This is a genomic window from Citrobacter sp. GW821-FHT02E08, from assembly GCF_059421685.1.
This window is the reverse complement of sequence record NZ_JBWKVL010000008.1, coordinates 20,632-45,214: the sequence shown is the minus strand read 5'-3', so window position 1 is coordinate 45,214 and position 24,583 is coordinate 20,632. Positions and strand designations below refer to the sequence as shown.

Here is a 24,583-nt window from a genome sequence, read left to right as displayed (position 1 = left end):
TAGCTCAGCTGGATAGAGTACTCGGCTACGAACCGAGCGGTCGGAGGTTCGAATCCTCCCGGATGCACCATCTTCTCGGAAATAACAGTCAATGTGTTGTTTCATGGTCTGCGGACATACCGCAAGTACCAGGGAGGATAACGTTGCTTTAGCAACGGCCCGCAGGGCGAACACCAGTGAGTCATCCTCCCGGATGCACCATCTTCTCAGAAATAATCCTCCCGGATCCCCCATCTTCTACAAAACACTTCATTTCTTCACACAAACACTTCTTTGCTTCACACACTGAACAATCCTCACTATCTCCATCAGCGACAAAATCAATCAATTACGATAAAGTAACGTCTGGTCATTAGGCTGGTGAGAACGCAATGTACGAACGTTATGCGGGTTTGATTTTTGATATGGATGGCACCCTCCTGGATACTGAACCGACGCACCGTAAGGCGTGGAGTGAGGTATTAGGACGCTACGGCCTGCATTTTGATCTTCAGGCAATGGTAGCACTCAACGGTTCTCCAACCTGGCGCATTGCTCAGTCGATCATTGAACTCAATCATGCCGATCTTGACCCCCATTCGCTGGCGCGAGAAAAAACCGATACGGTAAAAAGTATGCTGCTGGACAGCGTCGAACCGTTGCCTTTAGTTGAGGTGGTGAAGGCCTGGTATGGCCGTCGCCCGATGTCAGTGGGAACCGGTAGTGAAAGTGCCATCGCTGAAGCGTTGTTGGCTCACCTGGACTTACGTCGCTATTTTGATGCGGTCGTCGCGGCTGATCATGTTCAGCATCACAAACCCGCGCCTGATACGTTCTTACTGTGCGCGGAACGCATGGGCGTGATTCCAGCGCAATGTGTGGTGTTTGAAGATGCTGATTTTGGTCTGCAGGCGGCACGTGCGGCGGGAATGGATGCTGTGGACGTTCGATTATTGTGAGTGATGGACTGTCGCTCCTGTCACTGTTTGCCAGTAGTTTTCTCAGCGCCACGCTATTGCCCGGAAATTCAGAAGTTGTTTTAGCGGCGATGTTAGTTTCTGGGGTAAGTCATCCCTGGGTCTTAGTCTTAACAGCAACAATGGGTAATAGCCTTGGGGGGTTAACTAACGTTATCCTTGGGCGTTTCTTCCCGTTACGTAAAACGTCGCGCTGGCAAGAAAAAGCCACGGGCTGGCTTAAGCGTTATGGCGCAGTCACACTGCTATTAAGCTGGATGCCGGTCGTGGGGGATTTACTGTGCTTACTGGCGGGATGGATGCGCATCTCATGGGGGCCAGTGCTCTTTTTTTTATGTCTTGGTAAAACGTTGCGCTATGTTGTGGTCGCAGCGGCTACTCTTCAGGGCATGATGTGGTGGCACTAATTGTAGATTGACACACATGGTCACCATTACAATTATGCTAAATAAAACGATTTTGACAGGCGGGAGGTCAATTTGATCCCGGACGTATCACAGGCGTTGGCCTGGCTGGAAAAGCATCCTCAGGCATTGAAGGGGATTCAGCGCGGGCTAGAGCGCGAAACACTGCGTGTTAATGCTGATGGCACATTAGCAACGACGGGTCATCCAGAGGCGTTAGGCTCTGCGCTGACGCATAAATGGATAACGACCGACTTTGCTGAAGCGCTGCTGGAGTTTATCACTCCGGTCGATGGCGATATTCAACATATGCTGACATTGATGCGCGATCTGCATCGTTTCACGGCCAGAAACCTGGGCGATGAACGGATGTGGCCGCTGAGCATGCCTTGCTATATTGCCGAAGGGCAGGATATCGAACTGGCGCAGTATGGAACCTCTAACATCGGTCGTCTGAAAACGCTGTATCGCGAAGGGCTGAAAAACCGCTACGGCGCGTTGATGCAAACCATCTCTGGCGTGCATTACAACTTCTCGCTGCCGATGGCGTTCTGGCAGGCGAAGTGTGGCGTAACGGAAGGCGAAGATGCGAAAGAAAAAATCTCCGCCGGTTATTTCCGTCTGATTCGTAACTATTACCGTTTTGGTTGGGTGATCCCGTACCTGTTTGGCGCGTCCCCGGCTATTTGCTCTTCGTTCCTGCAGGGAAAACCGACCACGCTGCCGTTTGAGAAAACGGACTGCGGCATGTACTACCTGCCGTATGCAACGTCTCTGCGCCTAAGCGATCTCGGTTATACCAATAAGTCGCAAAGCAATCTCGGTATTACGTTTAACGATCTGCATGAGTATGTGGCAGGATTAAAGCGCGCGATCAAAACGCCTTCCGAGGAGTATGCGGAGATTGGGCTGGAGAAAGACGGCAAGCGCCTGCAAATTAACAACAACGTTCTGCAGATTGAAAACGAACTCTATGCGCCAATTCGTCCGAAGCGTGTAACGCGTAGCGGCGAATCGCCGTCAGATGCGCTTTTGCGCGGCGGTATTGAGTATATAGAGGTGCGTTCGCTGGATATTAACCCGTTCTCGCCGATTGGCGTGGACGAGCAGCAGGTGCGTTTCCTTGATCTGTTTATGGTCTGGTGCGTATTGGCGGATGCGCCGGAAATGAGCAGCGACGAACTCCTGTGTACGCGTACTAACTGGAATCGGGTGATTCTGGAAGGGCGTAAGCCAGGCCTGACGTTAGGTATTGGCTGTCAAACGGCGCAGTTCCCGCTGCCGAAAGTCGGTAAAGACTTGTTCCGCGATCTAAAACGTGTGGCACAAACGCTGGACAGCATCCACGGCGGAGAGGAATATCAGAACGTCTGCGATGAACTGGTAGCCTGCTTCGATAATCCGGAACTGACGTTCTCGGCACGTATTCTGCGGTCTATGATTGACACAGGAATTGGTGGAACAGGCAAAGCGCTGGGCGAGGCCTATCGTAATTTGCTGCGTGAAGAGCCGCTGGAAGTATTGCAGGAGCAGGACTTTATTGCTGAACGCGAGGCATCGAAACGTCGCCAGCAGGATGTCGAAGCGGCGGATACCGAGTCGTTTGCAGAATGGCTGGAAAAGCACGCCTGACAGAAAAGAAAAAGGCCACTCGGGAGTGGCCAAAATTTCATCTCTGAAAACAGGGATGATGATAACAAATGCGCGTCTTTCATATACTCAGACTCGCCCCGGAACAAAGAGTTCAGTTTATTTTTAAAATAATTATCGGAGGTGGCGAAATGCCGTTGTTAGATAGCTTCACTGTCGATCATACCCGGATGGAAGCACCTGCAGTCCGGGTCGCGAAAACGATGAACACCCCGCATGGCGACGCCATTACCGTGTTTGATCTGCGTTTCTGCATCCCAAACAAAGAAGTGATGCCGGAAAAGGGCATTCACACGCTGGAGCACCTGTTTGCGGGCTTTATGCGTAATCACCTTAACGGTAACGGCGTTGAGATCATCGACATCTCCCCGATGGGCTGCCGTACAGGTTTCTATATGAGCCTGATTGGTACGCCGGACGAGCAGCGCGTGGCGGATGCCTGGAAAGCGGCGATGGCGGACGTGCTGAAAGTGCAGGATCAAAACCAGATCCCGGAACTGAACGTCTACCAGTGTGGTACGTATCAGATGCACTCGCTGAGCGAAGCGCAGGAGATTGCGCGTCATATTCTGGAGCGCGATGTTCGCGTGAACAGCAATGAAGCGCTGGCGCTGCCAAAAGATAAGCTGCAGGAACTGCATATCTAGTTGCTGTGCCGAATGGCGATGCTGACGCATCTTATCCGGTCTACAATGAGAAATGTCCTCGTAGGTCGGGTAAGCGAAGCTGCCACCCGACACAAAAAAAGCCAGTTCAAAAGAACTGGCTTTTTTACTAGTGCGCACCGCCGCTGCCGCCACCCGCGCCAAAGGGTGGTTTGGCGAACCAGACCAGTCCGAGCAACACCAGAAATATCCCCGCCGACATCCAGAAAATTTCATTGGCAGAGATAATCAGCCCCTGGCTGGTTATCTGCTGGGCGAGCCAGCCAGAAGCCTGCTGTTCGGTCATGCCCAGCCCCTGGAGCTGATCGTACATGGCCCTTGCATTGGGGTTATACGGATTCACCGCCTCGGTTAACTGTGCATGGTGCATGGACTCGCGGCTGGTCCACATGGTGGTCGTAATTGAAGTACCAATGGAACCTGCCAGCGTTCGCGTAAAGTTCGACAAACTCGATGCCGCCGCCAGACGCTCAGGCGGTAAGCCGGAGAGGGTGATCGTTGTCAGCGGCATAAAGAAGCAGGCCACAGCGAAACCCTGAATAAACTGCGGCCAGGCCGATGCGCCGAAATCCATGCCCGGCTCGAACGTGTATGCGCGCCAGTAGAAGCAGACGGCGTACATAATAAAGCTGAACGTGACCAGCCTGCGCATATCCAGCTTGTGCGCGAAGCGTCCGATAATGGGCGACAGGATCACCGGAATAATCCCCACTGGCGCAGATGCCAGACCTGCCCACGTCGCGGTATAGCCATACACTTCCTGCAACAGCTGCGGCAGCAGGACTATAGCGCCGAAGTAGAGCATATAGGCCAGACTGATACACAGACACCCTATCGTGAAGTTTCGCGACTTAAACAGCGAGAGATCGACAATGGGGTTATCGTCCGTCAATTCCCAGACAATCAGGAAGCTAATGGCGACAACGGCGACCACGGTCAGAATGATAATCTCCTGCGAGGCGAACCAGTCCAGTTCTTTGCCGCGGTCGAGCATAATCTGTAGGCTGCCGATCCCGACCACCAACAGCGCGAGGCCGATGGCGTCAATCCGCCGCTGCTCGGTGCGGGTTTCCCGTCCGCGCAGGGTTTGCAGCGTCATCAATACGACCACCGCGCCGATAGGCACGTTGATGAAGAATATCCAGCCCCAGTGGTAGTTATCGCTGATATAGCCGCCGAGAATCGGGCCGCAAATCGGCGCGACAATCACCGTCATCGACCATAACGCCAGGGCGATAGAGCGCTTAGCGGGCGGATAGTTATTCAGCAACAGGCTCTGCGAAAGCGGAATTAATGGCCCGGCAACAATCCCCTGTATCACACGAAAGAAGATCAGCATATTGAGGCTGTTGGAGACGCCGCAGGCCCACGACGCAATGACAAAGGCGACGGTGGACCACATGAACAGCTTCACTTCGCCAACGCGTTTCGCCAGCCATCCGGTGATCGGAATCGAAATGGCGTTTGCCACCCCGAATGAGGTGATCACCCATGTTCCCTGGCTCAATGAAGAGCCAAGGTTTCCGGCGATAGTTGGGATCGCCACGTTAGCAATGGTGGAGTCCAGAACCTGCATGAACGTTGCCATCGACAACGCGATCGTCATAATGACGAGCTGTGCGCCTTCCAGCGGTTTTTGCTGTTGCATCACACGCACCTCAGGATTAACCCGCGTTGGCCAGGACTATCTCTTCGATCAGCTTATTGACCGGAGCGAGACTGATTTCTCGGGCATCGCTTTCAGAAACGGGCGTTGTGCGCACCTGGCTAGCCAACACCTGCCCATCGCGATTTGAGGTATCTACCGTCACTAATGTCGATAAACCAATACGCAGAGGATGTTGCGCCAGTTGCTGCGCATCCAGTTCAATACGGACTGGCAGACGCTGTACGACTTTGATCCAGTTACCGGTCGCATTTTGCGCAGGGAGCAGCGAGAAGGCGCTGCCTGTTCCCATATCGAGACCGACGACTTTCCCGGTATATTTCACGTCATCGCCGTAAATATCGCTGATGACGGTAGCCGGTTGGCCAATGCGCATATGCGCCAGCTGAGTCTCTTTAAAGTTGGCATCGACCCACAGATTGTTCGCCGGAACGACCGCCATCAGCGGTGTGGTCGGACTAATCTGGGCACCTGGCTGAACGGCGCGGCGAGACACGTATCCTGTCATCGGGCTGACAATTTTCGTACGTTCCAGCGCCAGCCATGCATTGCGGACTTCCGTCGCCGCTTGTTGCACGGCAGGCTGATCTTCCAGCCGACTACCGAGGATCATGGCCTGATTAGCATTATATTGTTGAATCGCGACGTCCAGTTGCGCCTGGGCGCTGGCGACGGCATCACGCGCGTGTTGCAGCTCTTCGCGGCCAATCAGGTTGGCGTTACCCAGCGGAACACGACGGTTAAAGTCGCTTTGTGCCTGGGCCAGCGCGGTTTTCTGCACTTCAATGCTCGCCTGCAACTGCTTGCTGTTGATCATTAACTGGTGTGTTTGACGCACGCTGGAGGCTAATGCTGTTTTGGCTTTTTCAAACGCCTGTTTGGCATCGGTCTGATCGAGCGTGACCAGCACATCGCCTTTTTTCACAAAGTCAGTGTTATCAGCCCAGACTTTCGTCACGCTGCCTGATACCTGCGCCATGATTTGCACCTGGTTCCCTGCCACGTACGCATCATCAGTCTCTTCGGCATGACGCAATACTAAAAACCAATAAATCCCATATGCCACGGCAATAATAATAAAGAGCAAGGTGAGAAGGATAAGCATACTTTTACGTTTGCCATTCTTCTTAACCGGTTGCTGCGGGGTTTGAGTCTCCGCATTTGCGCTCATGTTGTTCTCCACGATCTTATTTCTCACATCGGCTGAGCCGACCTGTTTGTCAGAAAGGCCAGCAGTGTCACGTGCTGGCCTGTCAGTTTTTTTCTTTTATAAATCTGGATTTTTGAGCGTGTCGACGCGTTAGCGTAGTGCCTCAAGAACGGCACCGTCCTTATCCATCTGATCGAGACGGGTCAGGAGTTTACGCGTGATGTGCTCAAGCTGATCTTTTTCGGCGGTGCTGAGTGATGACCAGAGCTGATGCAGGCAGTGGTGCTGAGGTGGGAGAACCTCACGCAAAAAATCATGCCCCTTTTCAGTCAATTGCAGGTGCAGACAACGACGATCGTTATCGCTTTCACGACGTTCGATCCAGCCGCGTTTTTCTAACTCATCCGCGATTCGTGTTGCGTTAGTACGGGACGAACCGAGTGCACAACTCAGTTCCGATGGCTGAATACTGTGGTTTTCCTGAGACTCCAGCGTAATCAACGCCATAAACAACGTCTCGTTAATCCCTTGAGCTTTCAGCATTTTATTGCGGTTTTCCAGCAACTTGCCCTGCATATGCATGCAAAGACGGGTCAGAAGAATTTCCTGATATGGGAAATCTTCGTAGCGGCTGGCGCGAAATTTTAGCATTTGTTCAATGGGCGTAAACGAACTATCCATTTGGGCATGACCTCATTAATTTCAGCCGATATAGTAACGACAGTGACAAATAAAGTAAATGTATTATTAAATTAAAACGATTCTTGCTGGTTATAAAATCGCCAGTATTTTCCGGGCTAATCCGTAGTCCGGAAAACGCAACGATGCGGGGAGCGAGCAAACAACGAATAAGCAGTACGGGAGGCATGAAACCTGACGTGACCCCAGCGGGGGGAAACCCCCGACGGGTAAACGCAAAAGCGAACGGGTTACCGCTGATGACTATCGGTACGCTGTCTTCACATCCCTCAGCGATCGTCGCCGGACTGGGATCAGACAGGTGGGCAGGGCTTTCCATAGGATTATATGATTCGTCACCGATGTTAAATAATCAGGATAAATAATTCCTATAACCTTAACAGACTGGGGGGCACCTTAACACCCTAAGGAGCCCAAACAGGCATAAACGCTTAGCGTCTGCTTAATTTACGGCTTCTTGTCGATGAAAACCTCGCCACCAGACCAGCAGGTTAAGTACGGCAACGGTCGTCCCCGCCAGACAAACGCCAGTCCACCCTGCATGTTGCCAGGCGGATGCGGAAACCAGAGAACCGGCAGCGCCGCCGATAAAATAGCAGGTCATGTAACCCGCCGTCAGACGGTTACGCGCATCCGGGTGAATACGATAGATAACCGTTTGGTTGGTGATGTGTACGCCCTGAACCGTCAGATCCAGCACCAGAATACCGACAATCAGCGCCAGCACGGAGGTGTGTCCATACCAGATAGCCAGCCAGGAGAGCAGCAACAGCGCCAGGCCGATGGTGGTCGTGAGATGGGATTTTCCTTTATCGGCAAAACCACCTGCAGGCCGTGCGCCCAACGCCCCTGCGGCACCTGCCAGACCAAACAGGCCAATCATCCCTTCGGAATAGTTAAACGGCGGCGCGGCAAGCAAAAAGGCCATTGAAGTCCAGAGGATGCTGAAGTTGGCAAAGGTCAGGCATCCTAACAGTGCGCGGGTGCGCAGCAGTTTGTCGTGGATAAACAGGCTGAATACGGAACCCAGCAGCTGCGGATAATTGAGATGGGTTTCCGGTTTCATCTTCGGCAGTCCACGCCACAGCGCGAGAGCCATCAGCGCCATCAACACGGAAGCGACCCAGAATACGGTTCGCCAGCCGCCGAGATTAGCGAGCAATCCGGCGACGGTTCGCGCCAGTAAAATCCCCAGCAGCAGACCGCTCATGATGGTGCCGACCACCTTACCGCGCTTATCCGGCGTGGCGAGGGTGGCGGCCAGAGGAACCAAAATTTGGGCGACGACCGAGAACAATCCGGTGAGCGCCGTCCCCAGGATCATCATGGCAAGCGACTGGCTGCTGGCGGTGATCAACATGCCGCCTGCCGCCAGCAGTGTCATTGAGACAATCAGCGTCCGGCGTTCAAACATGTCGCCCAGCGGAACCAGAAACAGTAACCCGGCCGCATAGCCCAGCTGTGCGGCTGTGACGATAAATCCGGCGGAGCTGGCCGAAAGCGAGAACGTGCGGGCGATGCTGTCGAGCAGCGGCTGCGCGTAATAGTTGCTGGCGACCGCCAGACCGGTGGCGACAGACATCAGAACAATCAGCGCCGGACTCAGGGGATGTGTGGGGTTATTCATTGTTATCAGTATGTTTTGATTGAGTGACAACAATCATAACGAATGAAAATGAATTCAGGTGATGGATTGTGCGGTTTAGCGGGGGAGGTGAAATGTGCCTGATGGCGTCTTGCCATCAGGCATAAAGCTTACATTACTTCTGCGCGGCCAACGCTTCTTTCACCCAGCCGTCAAATTGCTGCTGGTGAGCTTTGATCCAGCCGTCAACATGACCCTGAATATCACCTTCGGAAGCCTTACCTTCATGCATCATCGAGTTTTGGGCGTTGATATCCGCAACTGACAGTTTCATGACGGCAAACAGTTTCGCCGCCGCCGGGTTTTTCTCAGCCCAGGCTTTGTTGGCGACAATATGCATCGTACTCACCGGGAAGCCATAGTTCGCACCGTTCGGCAGTTTGGTGTCGATATCTTTCTGCACACCCGGCAGAGAGGAGAACGGGACCTGCAACCAGACCACATCTTTACCTGGTTTCAACACGTCGCTCACCCAGTACGGTGTCCAGGTGTAGTAAAGCACTGGCTTGCCTTCTTTATAACGGGCGATGGTATCGGCCATCATCGCCGCATAGTTACCCTGGTTGTGGTCAACGGTTTTCGTCAGGTCATAGGCACCTAACTGATGATTAATGGCCGCTTCACAGCCCCAGCCTGGGTTACAGCCGGTTAAGTCCGCTTTACCGTCGTTGTTGCTGTCGAACAGTTTGGCGATTTTCGGGTCTTTCAATTGCGCGATATTGGTGATGTTGTATTGTTCGGCGGTTTTTTTGTCGATCAGATAACCCTGGGCGGCGCCCGTGACGAATACCCCCTCGCGATAGAACTTCTTATCGCCACCCGCAGCGGCGTACATATCATCATGCAGCGGCTGCCAGTTCACGGCAGTAAACGTGGCATCGCCAGAGGCAATGGAGGTGTAACCCACGTTGTAGTCGACTTCACTCGGTTTACTGACGGTATAACCGAGTTTTTCCAGCGCCCGGCTGACCAGCAGTGTCTGGAAGGTTTCTTCGGAAATAGTGCTTTGAATTGGCTGTACGGTGACGCCTTTGCCCGGTAGGTCAGCAGCGAAAGCGCTGGTAGAGACAAGGGTGGCAAACGCTGTGGCAATGATTATTTTCTGTCGCATCGTTGTTCCTTAATTATTGGAGGGACACTGAGGCCCGGCAGGCATCGCGCTACCGGGCAACAGGTGAATTACTTGATGAAAGGGCGGGTAAAAAGCCCAACAGGACCGGTGGTATACCAGCGGCGGTTGCCACGGCTGCGCGCGTCGCGCCCCACGGCTTGTGTCAGACGATCCAGAATGATGGCGAGGATCACTATGCCCACCCCGCCGACAGTGGCCAGTCCCATATCGAGACGACCGATGCCGCGCAGAACCATCTGGCCCAGCCCGCCAACAGCAATCATGGAGGCGATCACGACCATGGAGAGCGCCAGCATCAGTGTCTGGTTGACGCCTGCCATAATGGTGGGCATTGCCAGCGGCAACTGAACTTTGAACAACATCTGGCGCGGACTGGCGCCAAATGAGCGCGAAGCCTCAATCAGATCCGCTGGCACCTGGTTGATCCCCAGAATGGTCAGACGCACAATCGGCGGCAGGGCGAAGATGATGGTCACCACCACGCCTGGCACATTGCCAATGCCGAAAAGCATCACAATCGGCACCAGATAGACGAACGCTGGCGTGGTCTGCATCGCGTCCAGCAATGGGCGGATAATCTTAGATGCCCTGGGGCTACGCGCCAGCCAAATTCCCAGCGGTAACCCGATAATGACGCAGAACAGCAGCGCGGTGAGCACCAGCGCGAGCGTAATCATCGCCTGCGACCAGGCACCGATGGCACCAATGGCAATCAGCGAGACCAGCGTGGCGATCCCCATGCCGAGGCTCGACATTTGCCAGGCGATCAGAGCAAAAAGAAGAATCGCTACCGGCGCTGGCATTCCCAGCAGCAGTTGCTGGAAGGCGCTCAGGATATAATCTACCGGCACACGGATCCCCTGAAAGGCTGGGCGGAGGTGCAGTACTATCCAGTCGATCCCCTGCGTCACCCAGCTATCCAGTGGGATCAGCGTCTTATGGAAAGGATCCATAATATTAAAATGTTCCGGCGCTGGCGCAGGCGCGCTGTTCAGCCAGTCTGCGCCGCCGCTGTTGGCAGGCGCGCTGCCCCAGGCATCAGCCGATTGTGCTGCGCTCTCTGTTGCCGGTGCGGTATCCCACGGATTGTTTTGATCAGCCATTGTTTGCCCCCTCGCGATCTAAAGCCTGTAGCAGCATGCGTTTCGAAATGATGCCGACATACTGTTGTTCCTCGTCGACGACCGGTACTGCACAGGGCGCCTGACCAACATGAGAAAGCAATTCGCTGAGTGGGGTTTGCGCATCTACGGCTAATGGCTGTTCGATCAACGCCGCTTCCATGCCTTGCGCCTGACTTAATGCCGATTTTAAGGAGTCAATTGACACCACGCCGACATACTTATTTCCGCGTTCAATGACGTAGCCGAATTCGCGGTCTTCATCCTGTAATAATTTCAGCGCAGAACGTGGACCGAACCCTGGGGTTTTACGAATTAATCCCACGGGACTACGGCGGGCAATATCTTTTGCGCTGAACACCTGGCTAATATCAACGCCGCGGAAGAAGGTGCGGACATAATCATTCGCCGGATTATTCAGAATCTCATCCGGCGTCCCGACCTGTACGACTTCGCCATTTTGCATAATGGCAATCCTGTCGCCAATACGCATCGCTTCATCCAGATCGTGGGAAATAAAGACCACGGTTCGCTGGTGTTTCGCTTGCAGTTTTACCAGTTCATCCTGCATCTCAGTACGAATTAACGGATCGAGGGCCGAGAAGGCTTCATCCATTAATAAGATGTCAGGATTGATGGCTAATGCGCGGGCGAGACCGACACGCTGACGCATGCCCCCGGAAAGTTCATCCGGGTAGCCGTGAGCATAATTCTCCAGTCCGACCTGGCGTAACGCATCGAGCGCTTTTTCCCGACGTTCATTCGCAGCAATACCGGCTAATTCCATGCCGAATGCTGTATTGTCCAGCACCGTCATGTGCGGCATTAATGCAAATGACTGGAACACCATCGCAATCTTTTTTCTGCGCACCTCGCGAAGTTCTGCATCGGATATTTTTGCAATATCGACACCGTCAATCAGAACTTGCCCGCGGGTGGGTTCAATCAGGCGATTGAGAAGGCGTACCATTGTGGATTTACCCGAACCGGATAATCCCATGATGACAAATATCTCGCCTTCTTCAATGGCCAGACTGGCGTCTTTAACGCCAAGCGATAGCCCCGTTTTATCCAGAATCTGCTCTTTCGAAAGTCCTTTTTCAATATATTTGAAAGCTCGCTGTGGATGCTCACCAAATATCTTATAGAGATTTTTAACTTCTAATTTAATTGCCATGCAATAGATTGTTTCCTGTTATTTATATATGTCAATATGTTACCTGATAGAAATAGTCACCTTTTTCTACCCTAACATACTGAGAATCTGAGACAACCCTGAATTTGTTAATGATGTTAATGCAATGGAATGCTATTCGGCAGGATTTCCCGTGATATAAGGGCTGAGCGCCAATGATTACGTGGCGATATTTTTTGTAAGGGGCATTTGAAATGCGCCTGAATTGTCAGTGTTCAGGCGGATAAGATGGAAGATAATGAGTGTAGATCACACAATAATAATTGAATGACAAAAATGTGATCGCGTTAAAAATATTAACGCAAATATCAGCGCGATATTTACGTCAATAGCCATTATCAGAAACTCCAGTCTTCGTCTTTGGTTTCTACCGATTTACCCATGACATAGGATGATCCCGACCCGGAAAAGAAATCATGATTTTCATCGGCATTGGGCGACAGCGCAGCAAGAATTGCCGGATTAACGTCGGCCATTTCTGCCGGAAACAATGTGTCATATCCCAGATTCATTAAGGCTTTATTGGCGTTGTAGCAAAGGAAGGCGTTGACCTCCTCGACCCAGCCGGTTTCTGCGTATAATTCTTGCGTATAGCGGACTTCGTTGTCATACAGTTCCATCAGCAGTTCAAGGGCAAAATCCTTCAGCGATTCACGTTCCGATTCTGAGGCTTTCTCCAGTCCTTTTTGGTACTTATAACCGATGTAATAGCCGTGGACCGCTTCATCACGGATGATCAGGCGGATTAGGTCGGCGGTGTTGGTCAGTTTGCCGCGGCTGGAAAAATACATCGGGAGCCAGAAGCCGGAGTAAAACAGAAATGATTCGAGAAATACGCTGGCAATTTTCTTCTTCAGCGGTTCCTCGCACGCGTAACAGGTCAGGATAATGTCTGCTTTACGCTGTAACGGTTCGTTGCGCTCACTCCAGGCATAGGCGGCGTCGACGTCTTTGGTCTGACACAGCGTCGAGAAGACAGAGCTGTATGAACGGGCATGTACGGCTTCCATAAAGCTGATATTCGACAGCACCGCTTCTTCATGCGGGGTCAATGAATCCGCCATCAACGAGGGCGCACCGGCGATATTCTGAATGGTGTCGAGCAAGGTTAAGCCGGTGAAGACGCGAATAGTCAGTTGTTGTTCAACGGCGCTCAGTGATTGCCAGGCTGGCGTATCGTTAGACAGCGGCACCTTCTCGGGCAACCAAAAGTTGCTGGTCAGGCGATTCCACACTTCCAGGTCTTTATCGTCCTGGATCTGGTTCCAGTTGATGGCGCTGATACGTGATAGTTTCACTTCGATCTCCTTACAGCGCGCATGACACGCAGCCTTCAATTTCAGTACCTTCCAGCGCCCTCTGGCGTAGTCGGATGTAATAGATTGTTTTGATGCCTTTGCGCCAGGCGTAGATCTGCGCTTTGTTGATATCGCGGGTGGTGGCGGTATCGGGGAAAAACAGCGTCAGCGATAGCCCTTGATCCACATGCTTTGTGGCTTCGGCATAGGTATCGATAATTTTCTGCGGGCCAATCTCATAGGCGTCCTGGTACATCGCCAGATTCTCGTTGGTCATAAACGGCGCCGGGTAGTAAACGCGCCCGGTTTTGCCTTCCTTGCGGATCTCCACTTTCGACACAATGGGATGAATACTTGATGTCGCATGGTTAATGTAGGAGATCGACCCGGTCGGCGGCACCGCCTGTAAATTCTGGTTATAGATACCGTAGCGCATCACATCATCGCGCAGTTGCAACCACATTTCGCGCGTCGGCAGCGTTATGCCGGCACGGGCAAACAGCGCCCGGACTTTCCCGGTTTTTGGTTGCCAGTCGCCGTGCAGATACTGCGCAAAATAGTCGCCGCTGGCGTAGCGGGATTGGGTAAACCCGGCGAAGGTTTTACCGCGTTCGCGCGCCAGCAACATCGAGGTATGCAGCGCATGCCAGGTGACGGTGTAGAAATAGAGATTGGTGAAATCCAGTCCCTCCGGCGAACCATAAGCAATCCCTTCCCGCGCCAGATAGCCGTGCAGGTTCATTTGTCCAAGTCCGATGGCATGTGAAGCGGCGTTGCCCACGTCAATTGAGGGGACGCTACGCATATGGCTCATGTCCGATACCGCCGTCAGAGCGCGAACGGCGATTTCCACGGTGCGGCCAAAGTGGGGAGAGTCCATGACGTGGGCGATGTTCAGCGAACCGAGATTACAGGAGATGTCGTGACCGATGTCCGCGTAATCCAGGTTTTCGTCATAGGTAGATGCGCTGTTGACCTGCAATATCTCCGAGCACAGATTGCTCATATTAATACGCCCGGCAATGGGACTGGCGCGATTGACCGTGTCTTCATACATGATGTACGGATAGCCGGACTCAAACTGGATCTCAGCAAGGCGCTGGAAAAAGTCGCGGGCGTTAATGGTTTTTTTACGGATGCGTTCGTCGGCAACCAGCTCATGATACAGCTCGCTTATCGCAATATCGCCAAACGGCTTACCGTAAATACGCTCCACGTCATAGGGTGAGAACAGCGCCATTTCGGCGTTCTCTTTGGCTAACTGAAAAGTGATATCCGGGATCACCACGCCAAGCGACAACGTTTTGATACGGATTTTTTCGTCGGCATTTTCACGTTTGGTATCAAGAAAACGCAGAATATCCGGATGATGCGCGTGCAGCCAGACCGCGCCTGCCCCCTGGCGCGCCCCAAGCTGGTTGGCATAAGAGAACGCATCTTCCAGCATTTTCATTACGGGGATCACACCCGAGGACTGGTTTTCAATGCGTTTAATTGGCGCGCCGGCTTCGCGCAAATTAGAGAGCAAAAACGCCACGCCGCCGCCGCGTTTAGACAGCTGAAGCGCCGAGTTTACCGCCCGCCCAATCGACTCCATGTTGTCTTCAATGCGCAGCAGAAAACAGGAGACCAGTTCACCCCGCTGGCGCTTCCCGCTGTTTAAAAAAGTCGGCGTGGCAGGCTGAAAACGGCCGGAGAGCATTTCATCGGCGAGCTGGATCGCCAGCGTTTCGTCGCCCTGCGCCAGCGTCAACGCCACCATGGTGACGCGGTCTTCAACGTCTTCCAGATAGCGTTTACCGTCAAAGGTTTTCAACGTGTAGCTGGTGTAGTACTTCCATGCGCCGAGGAATGTCTGGAAACGAAAACCGCTGGCATGTGCCCGGGCAAACAGCGATACCACGAACGCGCGGTCATAGCGGCTGAGCACGTGGTTATCGTAATAGCCTTCACGTAACAGATAATCCAGACGCTCATCCTGGCTGGCAAACGCCACGGAATTGGGCTTCACATGCGTGGTAATGAATACCTCTACCGCCTGGCGGTCTTTGTCGAACTGAATATGGCCCGCTTCGTCATACAGATTCAGCATGGCATTCAGGGCATGATAATCCGTGGTTGTCGGCGTCACGCGTTCTGCGGTTGTCGTTGCCAAAATTCGTTCACTCCTTTTCGGACATTATCGATATCGGCAGGCGTTCCCATCAGCTCAAAGCGATACAGGCAGGGCACGCCGCATTTTTGTGAAATAACGTCTCCGGCGCGGCCATACGCTTCACCGAAATTGCGATTGCCAGAGGCAATAACGCCGCGAATTAACGCCCGGTTGTGTTCATCATTTAAAAAGCGGATCACCTGTCGGGGTACCGCGCCCGCAGTACCTCCACCACCATAAGAGGGCACCACCAGAAGGTAAGGTTCGTCCACGCGGACTCGTTCCCGCTCATCGAGCGGGATACGGATGGCAGGCAACCCCAAACGCAGCATAAAGCGATGCGTATTTTCGGAGCTGCTGGAGAAGTAGACGAGCTGGCTCATGCGCGGGGTTCGGCGCGCAGACGATTGATCATGTCGGGGCGGAATCCAGACCAGCTGGTTTCCCCGGCAACCACGACTGGCAACTGGCGAAAACCCCGGGCACGCAGGGTTTCTGCCGCATCAGGGAGCCTGTCGACGTTCACCATCTCAAAATCAAAGCCACGGCTTTCCATCGCCCGTTTAGTTGCGTGGCACTGAACGCAATTATCTCGAGTGTAAATAGTTATGCGCATGATTCGTATTTCCATTTAAAGTTAGAGAACGGCGCGAAGGTATGCGTCGGGTTGTATGTGTTTCGATAAAGGAAATACTAGATGTAGTTGTAAAAAGATTCAACCATACAAGATATGGGAAATTTAGATTGATTACGCCCCGACTAATGCACTCAGCGGGGAGGGGGCGTTATTGGGGAAATTGCCGGATGGCGACACAAGCGTGTTATCCGGCCAAGAATGTGCTCTTTTGTAAACCTGATAGCGATAGCGCCATTCGGCAACAAAAGTTACATCCGCATGCTCACTGCCAGACGGTTAAAGCAGTTCATCAGGCCGATCGCAAAGGTCAGATCGCTTACCTCTCTGGCGCTAAAATGGTCGAGCAACGGCAGATAAACGTCATCTTCCGCGCGGGTGCCGACAATATCCGTGACGGATTCAGCCCAGGCGAGCGCTGCGCGTTCCTGTTCACTGAAACGATGGCTTACCCGCCAACCTGCCAGCGCATCCAGTTTGGTTTGCTCAACGCCGGATTTACGCAGCGCTTTGCTGTGCATTTCAAGGCAAAACGCGCAGCCATTGATTTGCGAAATGCGCAGATAAACCAATTCCATTAGCGTGGTATCCAGTGCGCTGTTTTCCAGTGCTTGTTTCGCCTGAACCAAAGCGTTATAGACTTCAGGGCTAAGTTCATAATAGGGCTGGCGTAATGTTGTCATGGTGTTTCTCCTCGTTTCAATGGCTGCACTGTAGCACTATAATGGACTGTTAAAGAGAGCCATATTTTCACATAAAAAGCAGGCCATAATGATGCCGCGCTATCAGCAAATCGCCCGTCAATTAAAAAATGCCATTGAACAAGGTGAACTCAAACCTGGCGCACGGTTGCCGTCCAGCCGCACGTGGGCGCAGGAGTTGGGCATTTCCCGCTCAACGGTGGAAAATGCGTACGGTGAGCTGGTGGCTCAGGGCTGGCTGGAACGGCGTGGACAAGCCGGAACGTTTGTCAGTGGTCATCTGCGTTTGGAAAAACCGCATGCCGCGCCGGCTGTTTTTGCCGGAGAAAGCCAGACGCCGCAGCCTTTTCAGATGGGATTACCCGCGCTGGATCTCTTCCCACGCGAGATATGGGCGCGTGTCATGGGACGCCGTCTGCGCACCCAGACGCGTTTTGACCTGGCGCTGGGCGAGGTTTGTGGCGAAGCCGTGCTGCGTCAGGCGATTGTCGACTACCTGCGGGTCTCACGCAGTATCGAGTGTGAGCCGGAGCAGGTGTTTGTGACGTCCGGATATGCGTCCTCGATGATGCTCATCCTGCGGGCGCTGGCACAACCGGGGGATGGCATGTGGGTGGAAGACCCTGGTTTTCCTCTGATTCGCCCGGTTATCGAGCAGGAGCGGGTTGAATTGTTGCCCGTGCCGGTCGATGGCGATGGTCTGGATGTGTCGGCGGGGATCCGCGCTTACCCACAGGCGCGTTTTGTCCTGCTAACGCCCGCGCATCAGAGTCCGATGGGCGTGGCGCTGTCATTGGCGCGTCGCCATCAGCTCCTGGAGTGGGCCGCCAGTTCACAGGCATGGATTATCGAGGATGACTATGACAGTGAGTTCCGCTATCACGGTAAGCCGCTGCCTCCGCTGAAAAGTCTGGATGCGCCGCAGCGCGTGGTGTATGCCGGAACATTCAGCAAGTCACTCTTTCCGGCGCTGCGCACGGCATGGCTGGTGGTGCCGATGAATCAGGTCGCGCGATTTCGTGAGCAGGCGGCATTGATGGCCAGCAGCGTACCGGTGTTATGGCAACAGACGTTGGCGGATTTCATTCGCGACGGCCATTTCTGGCGACATTTAAAAAAGATGCGTCAACATTACGCCGAGCGCCGCCACTGGATAGAAGAGGCGCTAACGGAGCAGGGCTTTCACGTGGTGTCGCAGGAAGGGGGCATCCAGATGGTGATTTCAGTAGAAGGTGATGATGTTTCTCTGGTAGAGAAGGCGAATCATGCCGGGTTGGCGGTTCAGGCGTTGAGTCGCTGGCGAATAAGAGAGGAAGGGCAGGGCGGATTGCTGCTGTCGTTTACCAATATCACCACCGCCGCGATGGCGAAACAGGTCGCGCAACAGCTCAGGCAGGCGATAGCGTCGTGAAGCAATGCCGGATAAGACGTTTTGGCGCCATCATCCGGCATATCGGCCTGTTAGCGACGCCGACTCAGTAGCGCGCCGAGAAAAATACCGACCGCCGCTGCGGTACCCACGCTGCACCAGGGTTTGTCGCGTACAAAAGTATCCGCGCAGCCAATGGCGTCCCGGGCTGCCTGCTGGACGCGAGTGCGACCATGCATACGTGCGCGAGTCTCTTTCAGCAAAGCCTGCGCTCTGCGTCGTGCGTCCTCCGCTTCGTCTTTGGCGTCACTCCCCCAGGACTTAAGCACCTCTTCCAGACTGTCAGCTAATCGACTGGCATCATTATGAATATCCTGTACATCTTCATCTACGTCGTTTCGGTTGGGTCTGTTAAACATATGATCCTCCATTGATTTCGATGTGCTTTTCAGTGTAGACCATAATTTTATCTTCCGACGTTCATCACGCTGTATTCGTATGTTTATGGACTTTTCTGAAAGCGCTGCTAATGCTGAATCAGGTATGGTAAGGCCGCGGTAAAAGATGACGAGGAAATTATATGTATTTACGACCAGATGAGGTGGCGCGCGTACTTGAAAAAGTAGGCTTTACCGTCGATGTAGTGACACAAAAAGCATACGGTTATCGGCGTGGCGAAAATTATGTCTACGTAAATCGAGAAGCGCGTATGGGACGAACCGCATTAGTGATCCATCCGACATTAAAAGAACGAAGCTCTTCGCTGGCAGAGCCTGCAACGGATATTAAAACCTGCGATCACTATCAGCAATTTCCACTGTATTTAGCGGGTGAAACGCACGAGCATTACGGTATTCCACACGGATTTAGCTCGCGTATTGCGCTGGAACGTTATTTGAATGGATTGTTTGGCGAGGCGAAACTGAACGCAAACTAATAAAGCGACTGGCGGGGCCAGTCGCCAGTGATGACTCAGGCGTAACTGCTGACCTTAAACAGGCGACGGCAGTAATCGAGAAAATAACCGTAGACTGCCCCCATCAACATTGATACCACGATATTCGAACTTACGGCAGCGGTGATCTGATGCCAGTCAGCGCCAACCGTCAGCAAAATAGCGACATAAACCGGCGACTGGAAGGTTACATAAGCCAGAATATCCGCCAGGTTTTTCACCCATCCTGCCGAACTTGCCTTGCGCGAAACGCGCATGAACAGATCCCGGTACATTCCATACGGCCATGCGATAAGGATGTTAACCGGTATAGCCACCAGCCTGGATGAAAGCGACTGTTCAAAGGTCATTCCGGAGAGGAATATCTCGATCAACATGTTCACGACAGAACAGTAAACAACCATCGCGAACGTGTCAGCGACAGCATGACGCAAGCGTGACTGCGGTGAGAACATGTTAATGCTCCTTGTCAAAGGGGATTAATCGTCGTTAAATACTGCCCTGTAGTGAATTAGCGAAGCCTTTTCGCTTTTGCATAGAGTATATCGCTATATAATAACTAGCAATTAGCGTAAAATTTTTATTTATACGCTTTTTGTCGATAAAATGCTCTGCAATGGTCTGTTTTTTGTACGTTTCGAGATTTTCGGTGTCCGTTTGCAGTAAATGTATTTTAAATCAAATCGTTATAGCGTCTTGTCTTTTCGGTTTTTTTGAGAATCATTGTGAAATGTATCAGATTCAACAGAGAACTCGGCGACGTTGGAGATTTTTGTCTTACCAGCATGTTTAATGCTGTATTGGGTTATTTTGCAGTATAAAACTCCATCTAAGCGATATGGCTAATTAATCGCTTTTTATAAATTTTTATTCATTGCAGCTCCAGCGGTGAGTGAGTGACATTCTCCGTCAGTCGCTTAGTTTTCGCGGATTTTCTGGTACACCACAGGAAAATATATTTTTTTATTTATTCACAAAATGCAATTCGGCTGCAATATATTCACTGGCGGGTGTTTGATAAATAATCATTATAAAGTGACATTTCATAATATTCTTAAACACGCCTGGGTCTGGAAATATCATTAAATATCGAATACACTTCCTTCTGTAATACTGTTTTTGGCTTTCTGCGTTAAAAGGTTTTTATTATTATGAATTTGATGTTACAGAACTTAAATAATATTCGTACGCTGCGTGCAATGGCTCGCGAATTCTCCATTGACGTTCTTGAAGAAATGCTCGAAAAATTCAGGGTTGTCACTAAAGAAAGACGTGAAGAAGAAGAAGAACAGCAGCGTCAACGTGCAGAGCAGCAAGAGAAAATTAATACTTTTCTCGAGCTGATGAAAGCGGACGGCATTAACCCAGAAGAATTACTGGGAATGCAAACTGCGGCACCTCGCGTTACGAAAAAACGTCAGCCGCGTCCGGCGAAATACCGTTTTATCGATTTTAATGGTGAAACGAAAACCTGGACCGGGCAGGGGCGTACGCCTAAGCCGATTGCTCAGGCGCTGGCAGCCGGTAAATCTCTGGATGATTTCCTGATTTAATACGGGTCGTGATATGCCGGATGGCAGCATTACACTGCCTCCGGTTTATTACCGGAAACCGGACTCCACATTACAATACTGACCTGCCGGGTTCTTAATGCGCACGACGGTTCCAGGGCATTTTATCGAGCAGACGCGCCATCCCGCAAAAACCGGTGAATCCGGCCAGCATCAGCCCCGCACCGACGAAACCGCTCAGCAGGAAGAAGCTCTGACTCACCGCGTATCCCAGCACAACCCCGAGCAAAATCAGCCCGCCAGCGGCAATCTGCACCTGACGCATTAGCGGCAACGGCTGCGATGTGTCCTTTGTGACGGGCAGCGACGCCGCTTTCCAGCCATCAATACCGCCTTCCAGCAGCCAGACTTTTGCTGGCGCAGCAACCGCCTGTAGCCTGGCTATATTGTTTTGTGTGCGCCGCCCCGACTGGCAATGAAAGATAACGCACTCCCCGCGCAGACGGTCGGGAAAGGCGCTCTGTTCAAGCGTAGTGAGCGGAACCAGATGGGCATCAGGAATATGTTCATGCAGATACTCATCGACATCACGGATGTCAATCAGATTCGCGCCCTGCGCAATGAGCGCCTGCGCCTCGCGTGGGGAAATCGTCCCGCTTGTCATAGTGGCTCCTTATGGGCAATACAGGGTTTTCAATGTGGCGATAAGTGAACCTACCGCCTCATTTTTGATGAAGTAATGAATACGCTGGGCATCCCGCTGGCTGTCGATAAGTCCTTCTTCACGCATACGCGCCAGATGTTGCGATGTGGCGGAAGGACTGAGTCCCGTCGCCCGCGCCAGTTCACCGGCACTGGTGCCCGGCGAGCCGCAGAGCATGCACAAAATCAACAACCGTTTTGGATTGCTCATGGCCTTTAGCAGGGCGGCAGCCTGTTCGGCGCTAGCCTGGAGTTGTTCGAGTTCAGTCATGGTTATTTAAGCATTATCTAAATTAAGATAATTCTAAAGTAATGGGCAACAGTATGCCAGCGTCAAGAGCGTAAAAGAGGGTAAACGAAAAGGGGTAAATTGGCAGAGTCGGCTAAACTGACTACGCTTAGAGAGAAAATCTCTTTTTTAAACAATGAGTAATTTTACTTTTTTGGAGTGTGTATGGGTTTCTGGAGAATCGTAATTACTATCCTTCTTCCTCCGCTTGGCGTGCTGCTGGGGAAAGGATTCGGCTGGGCATTTATCCTTAACATCATTTTGACGCTATTGGGCTATATCCCCGGCCTTATCCATGCTTTCTGGATCCAAACTCGCGACTGATTATTGCCGGGGGCGCTTCGCTTGCCCGGCCTACGATTATTTTCAATTTCAACAAATTACAGATGTTTGTAGGTCTGATAAGCGAAGCGCCATCAGACAATTTCCTCAGGTCTGCTCTTGCTGAAGTTTGCCGGACATCGCCTGTTGAATAATCGGGATTGGCGTCAGTAAGTGCTGGCGCATTAACTCGCTGGCGCGTTGTGCATCCCGCGCCAGAATCGCCTCGGTGAGCGTCTGGTGCTGAATGTGTTTGTCCTCCAGCATTTCGACCGACAGCACCGTTTCACGCAGCCAGATAAACCGGTAGCGCGCCGCAAGATCAAACAGGCGTTCACGCATTTGCAGCAGATAATGCGAACCACATCCGGCGACGATGGCGGAATGAAACGCCTGGTGACGCTGATCCCACTCATCCAGCATTCCTTCACTGGCATCGCTTGATTCCAGTTTATTCAGCATATGCGCTCTGGCGAGGATCTCGGCTTCCCATGCGTCGTCTCCACGCTCGATAGCCAGTCGAACCAGCATGGCTTCCGTATTGGCGCGGGCATCAAATATATCGAGCAGTTCCTGCCCGGACATCGATGCCACACGGTAGCCTTTCTGATTGACCACGGTCACCAGCCGTTCCGCCACCAGTTGGGAAAGGGCTTCTCGTAACGGCCCCACGCCAAGTTCATAGCGTGAGGTCAGTAAACTCATTCGCAGTTTTTCATCGGGCTGATAAATACCGCGAATGATGTCATTTTTAAGCCAGTGGTATCCATCTATGGCCGTCGGTTGGGAAGTGGCGGTCATGGGTACGACTCCTTAAGAAAATCACTATCCCGGCTTGCGCCGGGAACAGGTCTAACGTGTATTTTGTAACGGTGCCTTTTGCCACGATAGCAGTTTTTTCCAGCGTGACATAATCGGGACCGTACAAATGATCCCCAGGCCCAGAAGCCCTGTGGATATCACCTCAAGCTGCTGTGCAGGTCTGAACAACATGGCGATCAGCACGAAGGCGATAAAGGCAATTACCAGCCAGGTTAACCACGGATAGAGCCACATTCTCAGTTTAATGTCGCTCCCCTGCGCCAACAGAATTTTGCGCATCCGTAATTGAGAGACGGCAATAACCAGATACACCAACAGCGCGATGGCACCTGAACTGTCGATCAGGAATTTAAACACTTTCGCCGGGGCATAATAATTCACGACAACCGTTAAGAACGCCGCGCCCGTCGAGAGCAGCACCGCCACATAAGGCGTTTTGCTGCGGTTGGTTTTGCCCATAAACGCAGGCGCATCGCCGCGATGGCTCAGGGAGTAGAGCATCCTGGAGGCCGTATACAGCGCGGAGTTCAGGCAACTGGTGACCGACAGTAAAATGACGCAATCCATAATCAGTTTAGCGTATGGAATATTCAGCAGTTCCAGCACCGAACGGTACGACCCCACACTCTTCAGTCCCGGCATGTTCCAGGGGATCAGCGCTACCACCACGAAAATTGAGCACAGATAGAAGATAGAAATACGCCAGATAACCGAGTTACTCGCCCGCACGATGTGCTTATCCGGGGTGTCGGATTCCGCGGCGGCGATAGTGACGATTTCCGCCCCCATAAACGAAAACATCGTAATCAGCATGGCGCTCAGTACCGCGCCAAAGCCATTTGGCATAAAGCCGCCATGATCCCATAAGCGTGATACACCGCCCACGTCGGCATACGGATAAAAACCACTGATCGCCACCGCGCCCAGCGCAATAAACGCCAGAATGGCAACGACTTTGCACAGCGCCAGCCAGAATTCAAATTCGCCGTAGTTTTTGACGCTTAGCAAATTACTGCCCGTCAGAGCGAGCGTGATCACCAGTGAAAACACCCAGATAGGTATGCCCGGGATCCATGAATTCAGGATGATGGCGGCGATATTGGCTTCCAGCGGAATCACCAATACCCAGAACCACCAGTACAGCCAGCCAATGGTATACCCCGCCCACGGACCGATAGCTTTATCCGCATAGGTGGAAAAGGATCCGGTGTCTGGCGTGGCGACGGCCATTTCAGCCAGCATACGCATGATCATCACCACCAACAGACCGGCGAACAGATAGGCCAGCAGAACAGCAGGCCCGGCTTCAGCAATAGCGACGCTGGAACCGACAAATAAACTCGCGCCGATAACACCGGCAATAGATAACATGGTGACGTGGCGTGATTTCAGCCCGCCCCCTAAAGCATGTGATTCTGACGATTGCCCCATCTTCTATCCTCTCGAAAGTGTGTCACTTGGGAGAGCACCCCGACATTTCCCGCGTCGGGGCACGCGTATTATTGTTGTATTTACTGCATCGTCATCATTCCGTTAGCAACGA

At 52.5% G+C, this 24,583-nt stretch carries 26 protein-coding genes; 8 read left to right on the top strand and 18 right to left on the bottom strand.

Features of this window, described 5'->3' with window-relative positions:
* The first annotated feature begins 371 nt into the window (after positions 1-371).
* The 4 genes from yqaB to luxS all read left to right on the top strand — a co-directional run bounded on the left by yqaB (position 372) and on the right by luxS (position 3,657).
* Complete coding sequence (gene yqaB / locus AC07UY_RS12175) at positions 372-938, top strand: fructose-1-phosphate/6-phosphogluconate phosphatase (protein WP_494660854.1); 567 nt, start codon at positions 372-374, stop codon at positions 936-938.
* Positions 935-1,363, top strand: coding sequence for a YqaA family protein (locus AC07UY_RS12170; RefSeq protein WP_192613202.1), 429 nt, complete (start codon positions 935-937; stop codon positions 1,361-1,363). The genes yqaB and AC07UY_RS12170 overlap by 4 nt, the downstream gene beginning before the upstream one ends.
* Before the next feature lie 72 nt (positions 1,364-1,435).
* Positions 1,436-2,992, top strand: a complete 1,557-nt coding sequence (gene gshA, locus AC07UY_RS12165; RefSeq protein ID WP_494660855.1) for a glutamate--cysteine ligase — start codon at positions 1,436-1,438, stop codon at positions 2,990-2,992.
* 149 nt (positions 2,993-3,141) lie between these two features.
* Positions 3,142-3,657, top strand: a complete 516-nt coding sequence (gene luxS / locus AC07UY_RS12160) for an S-ribosylhomocysteine lyase (protein ID WP_494660856.1) — start codon at positions 3,142-3,144, stop codon at positions 3,655-3,657.
* 127 nt (positions 3,658-3,784) lie between these two features.
* Here the strand turns inward: luxS and emrB are convergent, their stop codons facing one another.
* The 12 genes from emrB to AC07UY_RS12100 all read right to left on the bottom strand — a co-directional run bounded on the left by emrB (position 3,785) and on the right by AC07UY_RS12100 (position 17,053).
* Entirely contained in the window at positions 3,785-5,323 is a 1,539-nt protein-coding gene (gene emrB, locus AC07UY_RS12155; protein WP_494660857.1) for a multidrug efflux MFS transporter permease subunit EmrB, read from the bottom strand.
* Positions 5,324-5,339: 16 nt separating this feature from the next.
* Positions 5,340-6,512 (bottom strand): multidrug efflux MFS transporter periplasmic adaptor subunit EmrA, encoded by a 1,173-nt coding sequence (gene emrA, locus AC07UY_RS12150; RefSeq protein ID WP_203360263.1) that lies wholly within the window; start codon positions 6,510-6,512, stop codon positions 5,340-5,342.
* Positions 6,513-6,641: 129 nt separating this feature from the next.
* Positions 6,642-7,172: a transcriptional repressor MprA gene (gene mprA, locus AC07UY_RS12145; protein WP_203360264.1), complete on the bottom strand. Its 531-nt coding sequence runs from the start codon at positions 7,170-7,172 to the stop codon at positions 6,642-6,644.
* A 460-nt stretch (positions 7,173-7,632) separates the two neighbouring features.
* Entirely contained in the window at positions 7,633-8,817 is a 1,185-nt protein-coding gene (locus AC07UY_RS12140; RefSeq protein WP_494660858.1) for an MFS transporter, read from the bottom strand.
* A gap of 133 nt (positions 8,818-8,950) precedes the next feature.
* Positions 8,951-9,946, bottom strand: a complete 996-nt coding sequence (proX, locus tag AC07UY_RS12135; RefSeq protein ID WP_494701266.1) for a glycine betaine/L-proline ABC transporter substrate-binding protein ProX — start codon at positions 9,944-9,946, stop codon at positions 8,951-8,953.
* 68 nt (positions 9,947-10,014) lie between these two features.
* The gene (gene proW / locus AC07UY_RS12130) at positions 10,015-11,070 is read right to left on the bottom strand and encodes a glycine betaine/L-proline ABC transporter permease ProW (protein WP_494701267.1); all 1,056 of its coding nucleotides are present in this window, start codon (positions 11,068-11,070) and stop codon (positions 10,015-10,017) included.
* Positions 11,063-12,265 (bottom strand): glycine betaine/L-proline ABC transporter ATP-binding protein ProV, encoded by a 1,203-nt coding sequence (gene proV / locus AC07UY_RS12125; RefSeq protein WP_203360268.1) that lies wholly within the window; start codon positions 12,263-12,265, stop codon positions 11,063-11,065. The genes proW and proV overlap by 8 nt, the downstream gene beginning before the upstream one ends.
* 356 nt (positions 12,266-12,621) lie before the next feature.
* Positions 12,622-13,581, bottom strand: coding sequence for a class 1b ribonucleoside-diphosphate reductase subunit beta (gene nrdF / locus AC07UY_RS12120; protein ID WP_494660861.1), 960 nt, complete (start codon positions 13,579-13,581; stop codon positions 12,622-12,624).
* A 10-nt stretch (positions 13,582-13,591) separates the two neighbouring features.
* On the bottom strand, positions 13,592-15,736 hold the full coding sequence (gene nrdE / locus AC07UY_RS12115) for a class 1b ribonucleoside-diphosphate reductase subunit alpha (RefSeq protein ID WP_494660862.1): 2,145 nt from the start codon (positions 15,734-15,736) through the stop codon (positions 13,592-13,594).
* Positions 15,709-16,119, bottom strand: coding sequence for a class Ib ribonucleoside-diphosphate reductase assembly flavoprotein NrdI (gene nrdI, locus AC07UY_RS12110; protein ID WP_494701268.1), 411 nt, complete (start codon positions 16,117-16,119; stop codon positions 15,709-15,711). Before nrdI ends, nrdE begins: the two co-directional genes overlap by 28 nt.
* Complete coding sequence (gene nrdH, locus AC07UY_RS12105) at positions 16,116-16,352, bottom strand: glutaredoxin-like protein NrdH (RefSeq protein ID WP_494701269.1); 237 nt, start codon at positions 16,350-16,352, stop codon at positions 16,116-16,118. The genes nrdI and nrdH overlap by 4 nt, the downstream gene beginning before the upstream one ends.
* Positions 16,353-16,621: 269 nt before the next feature.
* On the bottom strand, positions 16,622-17,053 hold the full coding sequence (locus tag AC07UY_RS12100) for a carboxymuconolactone decarboxylase family protein (RefSeq protein ID WP_203360273.1): 432 nt from the start codon (positions 17,051-17,053) through the stop codon (positions 16,622-16,624).
* A gap of 91 nt (positions 17,054-17,144) precedes the next feature.
* Between AC07UY_RS12100 and pdxR the strand changes: the two genes are divergently transcribed.
* Entirely contained in the window at positions 17,145-18,482 is a 1,338-nt protein-coding gene (pdxR, locus tag AC07UY_RS12095; protein WP_494701284.1) for a MocR-like pyridoxine biosynthesis transcription factor PdxR, read from the top strand.
* 50 nt (positions 18,483-18,532) lie between these two features.
* On the opposite strand, the gene AC07UY_RS12090 is transcribed toward pdxR, so the two are convergent.
* A complete protein-coding gene (locus tag AC07UY_RS12090; RefSeq protein ID WP_203360274.1) occupies positions 18,533-18,859 on the bottom strand; it encodes an ElaB/YgaM/YqjD family protein in 327 nt (108 codons plus the stop codon).
* Positions 18,860-19,020: 161 nt separating this feature from the next.
* On the opposite strand from AC07UY_RS12090, the gene AC07UY_RS12085 reads away from it, so the two are divergent.
* Positions 19,021-19,377, top strand: a complete 357-nt coding sequence (locus AC07UY_RS12085) for a DUF2002 family protein (RefSeq protein ID WP_192613190.1) — start codon at positions 19,021-19,023, stop codon at positions 19,375-19,377.
* 35 nt (positions 19,378-19,412) lie between these two features.
* On the opposite strand, the gene alaE is transcribed toward AC07UY_RS12085, so the two are convergent.
* Positions 19,413-19,850: an L-alanine exporter AlaE gene (gene alaE, locus AC07UY_RS12080; protein ID WP_203360275.1), complete on the bottom strand. Its 438-nt coding sequence runs from the start codon at positions 19,848-19,850 to the stop codon at positions 19,413-19,415.
* 696 nt (positions 19,851-20,546) lie between these two features.
* Here alaE and stpA point away from each other — a divergent pair.
* The gene (stpA, locus tag AC07UY_RS12075; protein ID WP_203360276.1) at positions 20,547-20,948 is read left to right on the top strand and encodes a DNA-binding protein StpA; all 402 of its coding nucleotides are present in this window, start codon (positions 20,547-20,549) and stop codon (positions 20,946-20,948) included.
* 94 nt (positions 20,949-21,042) lie between these two features.
* Here stpA and AC07UY_RS12070 read toward each other — a convergent pair whose 3' ends face one another.
* Complete coding sequence (locus AC07UY_RS12070) at positions 21,043-21,570, bottom strand: rhodanese family protein (RefSeq protein ID WP_494660866.1); 528 nt, start codon at positions 21,568-21,570, stop codon at positions 21,043-21,045.
* 9 nt (positions 21,571-21,579) lie between these two features.
* A complete protein-coding gene (locus AC07UY_RS12065) occupies positions 21,580-21,879 on the bottom strand; it encodes an ArsR/SmtB family transcription factor (RefSeq protein WP_203360278.1) in 300 nt (99 codons plus the stop codon).
* Between the two features lie 183 nt (positions 21,880-22,062).
* On the opposite strand from AC07UY_RS12065, the gene AC07UY_RS12060 reads away from it, so the two are divergent.
* A complete protein-coding gene (locus AC07UY_RS12060; RefSeq protein ID WP_192613185.1) occupies positions 22,063-22,221 on the top strand; it encodes a YqaE/Pmp3 family membrane protein in 159 nt (52 codons plus the stop codon).
* A gap of 105 nt (positions 22,222-22,326) precedes the next feature.
* On the opposite strand, the gene csiR is transcribed toward AC07UY_RS12060, so the two are convergent.
* Together csiR and gabP are read right to left on the bottom strand one after the other, a co-directional pair.
* Positions 22,327-23,019 carry a DNA-binding transcriptional regulator CsiR gene (csiR, locus tag AC07UY_RS12055; RefSeq protein ID WP_203360279.1) on the bottom strand — a complete coding sequence of 231 codons (693 nt, stop codon included), beginning with the start codon at positions 23,017-23,019 and terminating at the stop codon, positions 22,327-22,329.
* 51 nt (positions 23,020-23,070) lie between these two features.
* Complete coding sequence (gene gabP, locus AC07UY_RS12050; protein WP_494660867.1) at positions 23,071-24,471, bottom strand: GABA permease; 1,401 nt, start codon at positions 24,469-24,471, stop codon at positions 23,071-23,073.
* Positions 24,472-24,583: the final 112 nt, after the last annotated feature.

Coding starts and splice junctions, on each gene's coding strand:
- yqaB (WP_494660854.1), top strand. CDS start 372: ATGTACGAACGTTATGCGGGTTTGATTTTTGATATGGATGGCACCCTC.
- luxS (WP_494660856.1), top strand. CDS start 3,142: ATGCCGTTGTTAGATAGCTTCACTGTCGATCATACCCGGATGGAAGCA.
- emrB (WP_494660857.1), bottom strand. CDS start 5,323: ATGCAACAGCAAAAACCGCTGGAAGGCGCACAGCTCGTCATTATGACG.
- emrA (WP_203360263.1), bottom strand. CDS start 6,512: ATGAGCGCAAATGCGGAGACTCAAACCCCGCAGCAACCGGTTAAGAAG.
- mprA (WP_203360264.1), bottom strand. CDS start 7,172: ATGGATAGTTCGTTTACGCCCATTGAACAAATGCTAAAATTTCGCGCC.
- AC07UY_RS12140 (WP_494660858.1), bottom strand. CDS start 8,817: ATGAATAACCCCACACATCCCCTGAGTCCGGCGCTGATTGTTCTGATG.
- proX (WP_494701266.1), bottom strand. CDS start 9,946: ATGCGACAGAAAATAATCATTGCCACAGCGTTTGCCACCCTTGTCTCT.
- proW (WP_494701267.1), bottom strand. CDS start 11,070: ATGGCTGATCAAAACAATCCGTGGGATACCGCACCGGCAACAGAGAGC.
- proV (WP_203360268.1), bottom strand. CDS start 12,265: ATGGCAATTAAATTAGAAGTTAAAAATCTCTATAAGATATTTGGTGAG.
- nrdI (WP_494701268.1), bottom strand. CDS start 16,119: ATGAGCCAGCTCGTCTACTTCTCCAGCAGCTCCGAAAATACGCATCGC.
- nrdH (WP_494701269.1), bottom strand. CDS start 16,352: ATGCGCATAACTATTTACACTCGAGATAATTGCGTTCAGTGCCACGCA.
- AC07UY_RS12100 (WP_203360273.1), bottom strand. CDS start 17,053: ATGACAACATTACGCCAGCCCTATTATGAACTTAGCCCTGAAGTCTAT.
- pdxR (WP_494701284.1), top strand. CDS start 17,145: ATGCCGCGCTATCAGCAAATCGCCCGTCAATTAAAAAATGCCATTGAA.
- AC07UY_RS12090 (WP_203360274.1), bottom strand. CDS start 18,859: ATGTTTAACAGACCCAACCGAAACGACGTAGATGAAGATGTACAGGAT.
- AC07UY_RS12085 (WP_192613190.1), top strand. CDS start 19,021: ATGTATTTACGACCAGATGAGGTGGCGCGCGTACTTGAAAAAGTAGGC.
- alaE (WP_203360275.1), bottom strand. CDS start 19,850: ATGTTCTCACCGCAGTCACGCTTGCGTCATGCTGTCGCTGACACGTTC.
- stpA (WP_203360276.1), top strand. CDS start 20,547: ATGAATTTGATGTTACAGAACTTAAATAATATTCGTACGCTGCGTGCA.
- AC07UY_RS12070 (WP_494660866.1), bottom strand. CDS start 21,570: ATGACAAGCGGGACGATTTCCCCACGCGAGGCGCAGGCGCTCATTGCG.
- AC07UY_RS12065 (WP_203360278.1), bottom strand. CDS start 21,879: ATGACTGAACTCGAACAACTCCAGGCTAGCGCCGAACAGGCTGCCGCC.
- AC07UY_RS12060 (WP_192613185.1), top strand. CDS start 22,063: ATGGGTTTCTGGAGAATCGTAATTACTATCCTTCTTCCTCCGCTTGGC.
- csiR (WP_203360279.1), bottom strand. CDS start 23,019: ATGACCGCCACTTCCCAACCGACGGCCATAGATGGATACCACTGGCTT.
- gabP (WP_494660867.1), bottom strand. CDS start 24,471: ATGGGGCAATCGTCAGAATCACATGCTTTAGGGGGCGGGCTGAAATCA.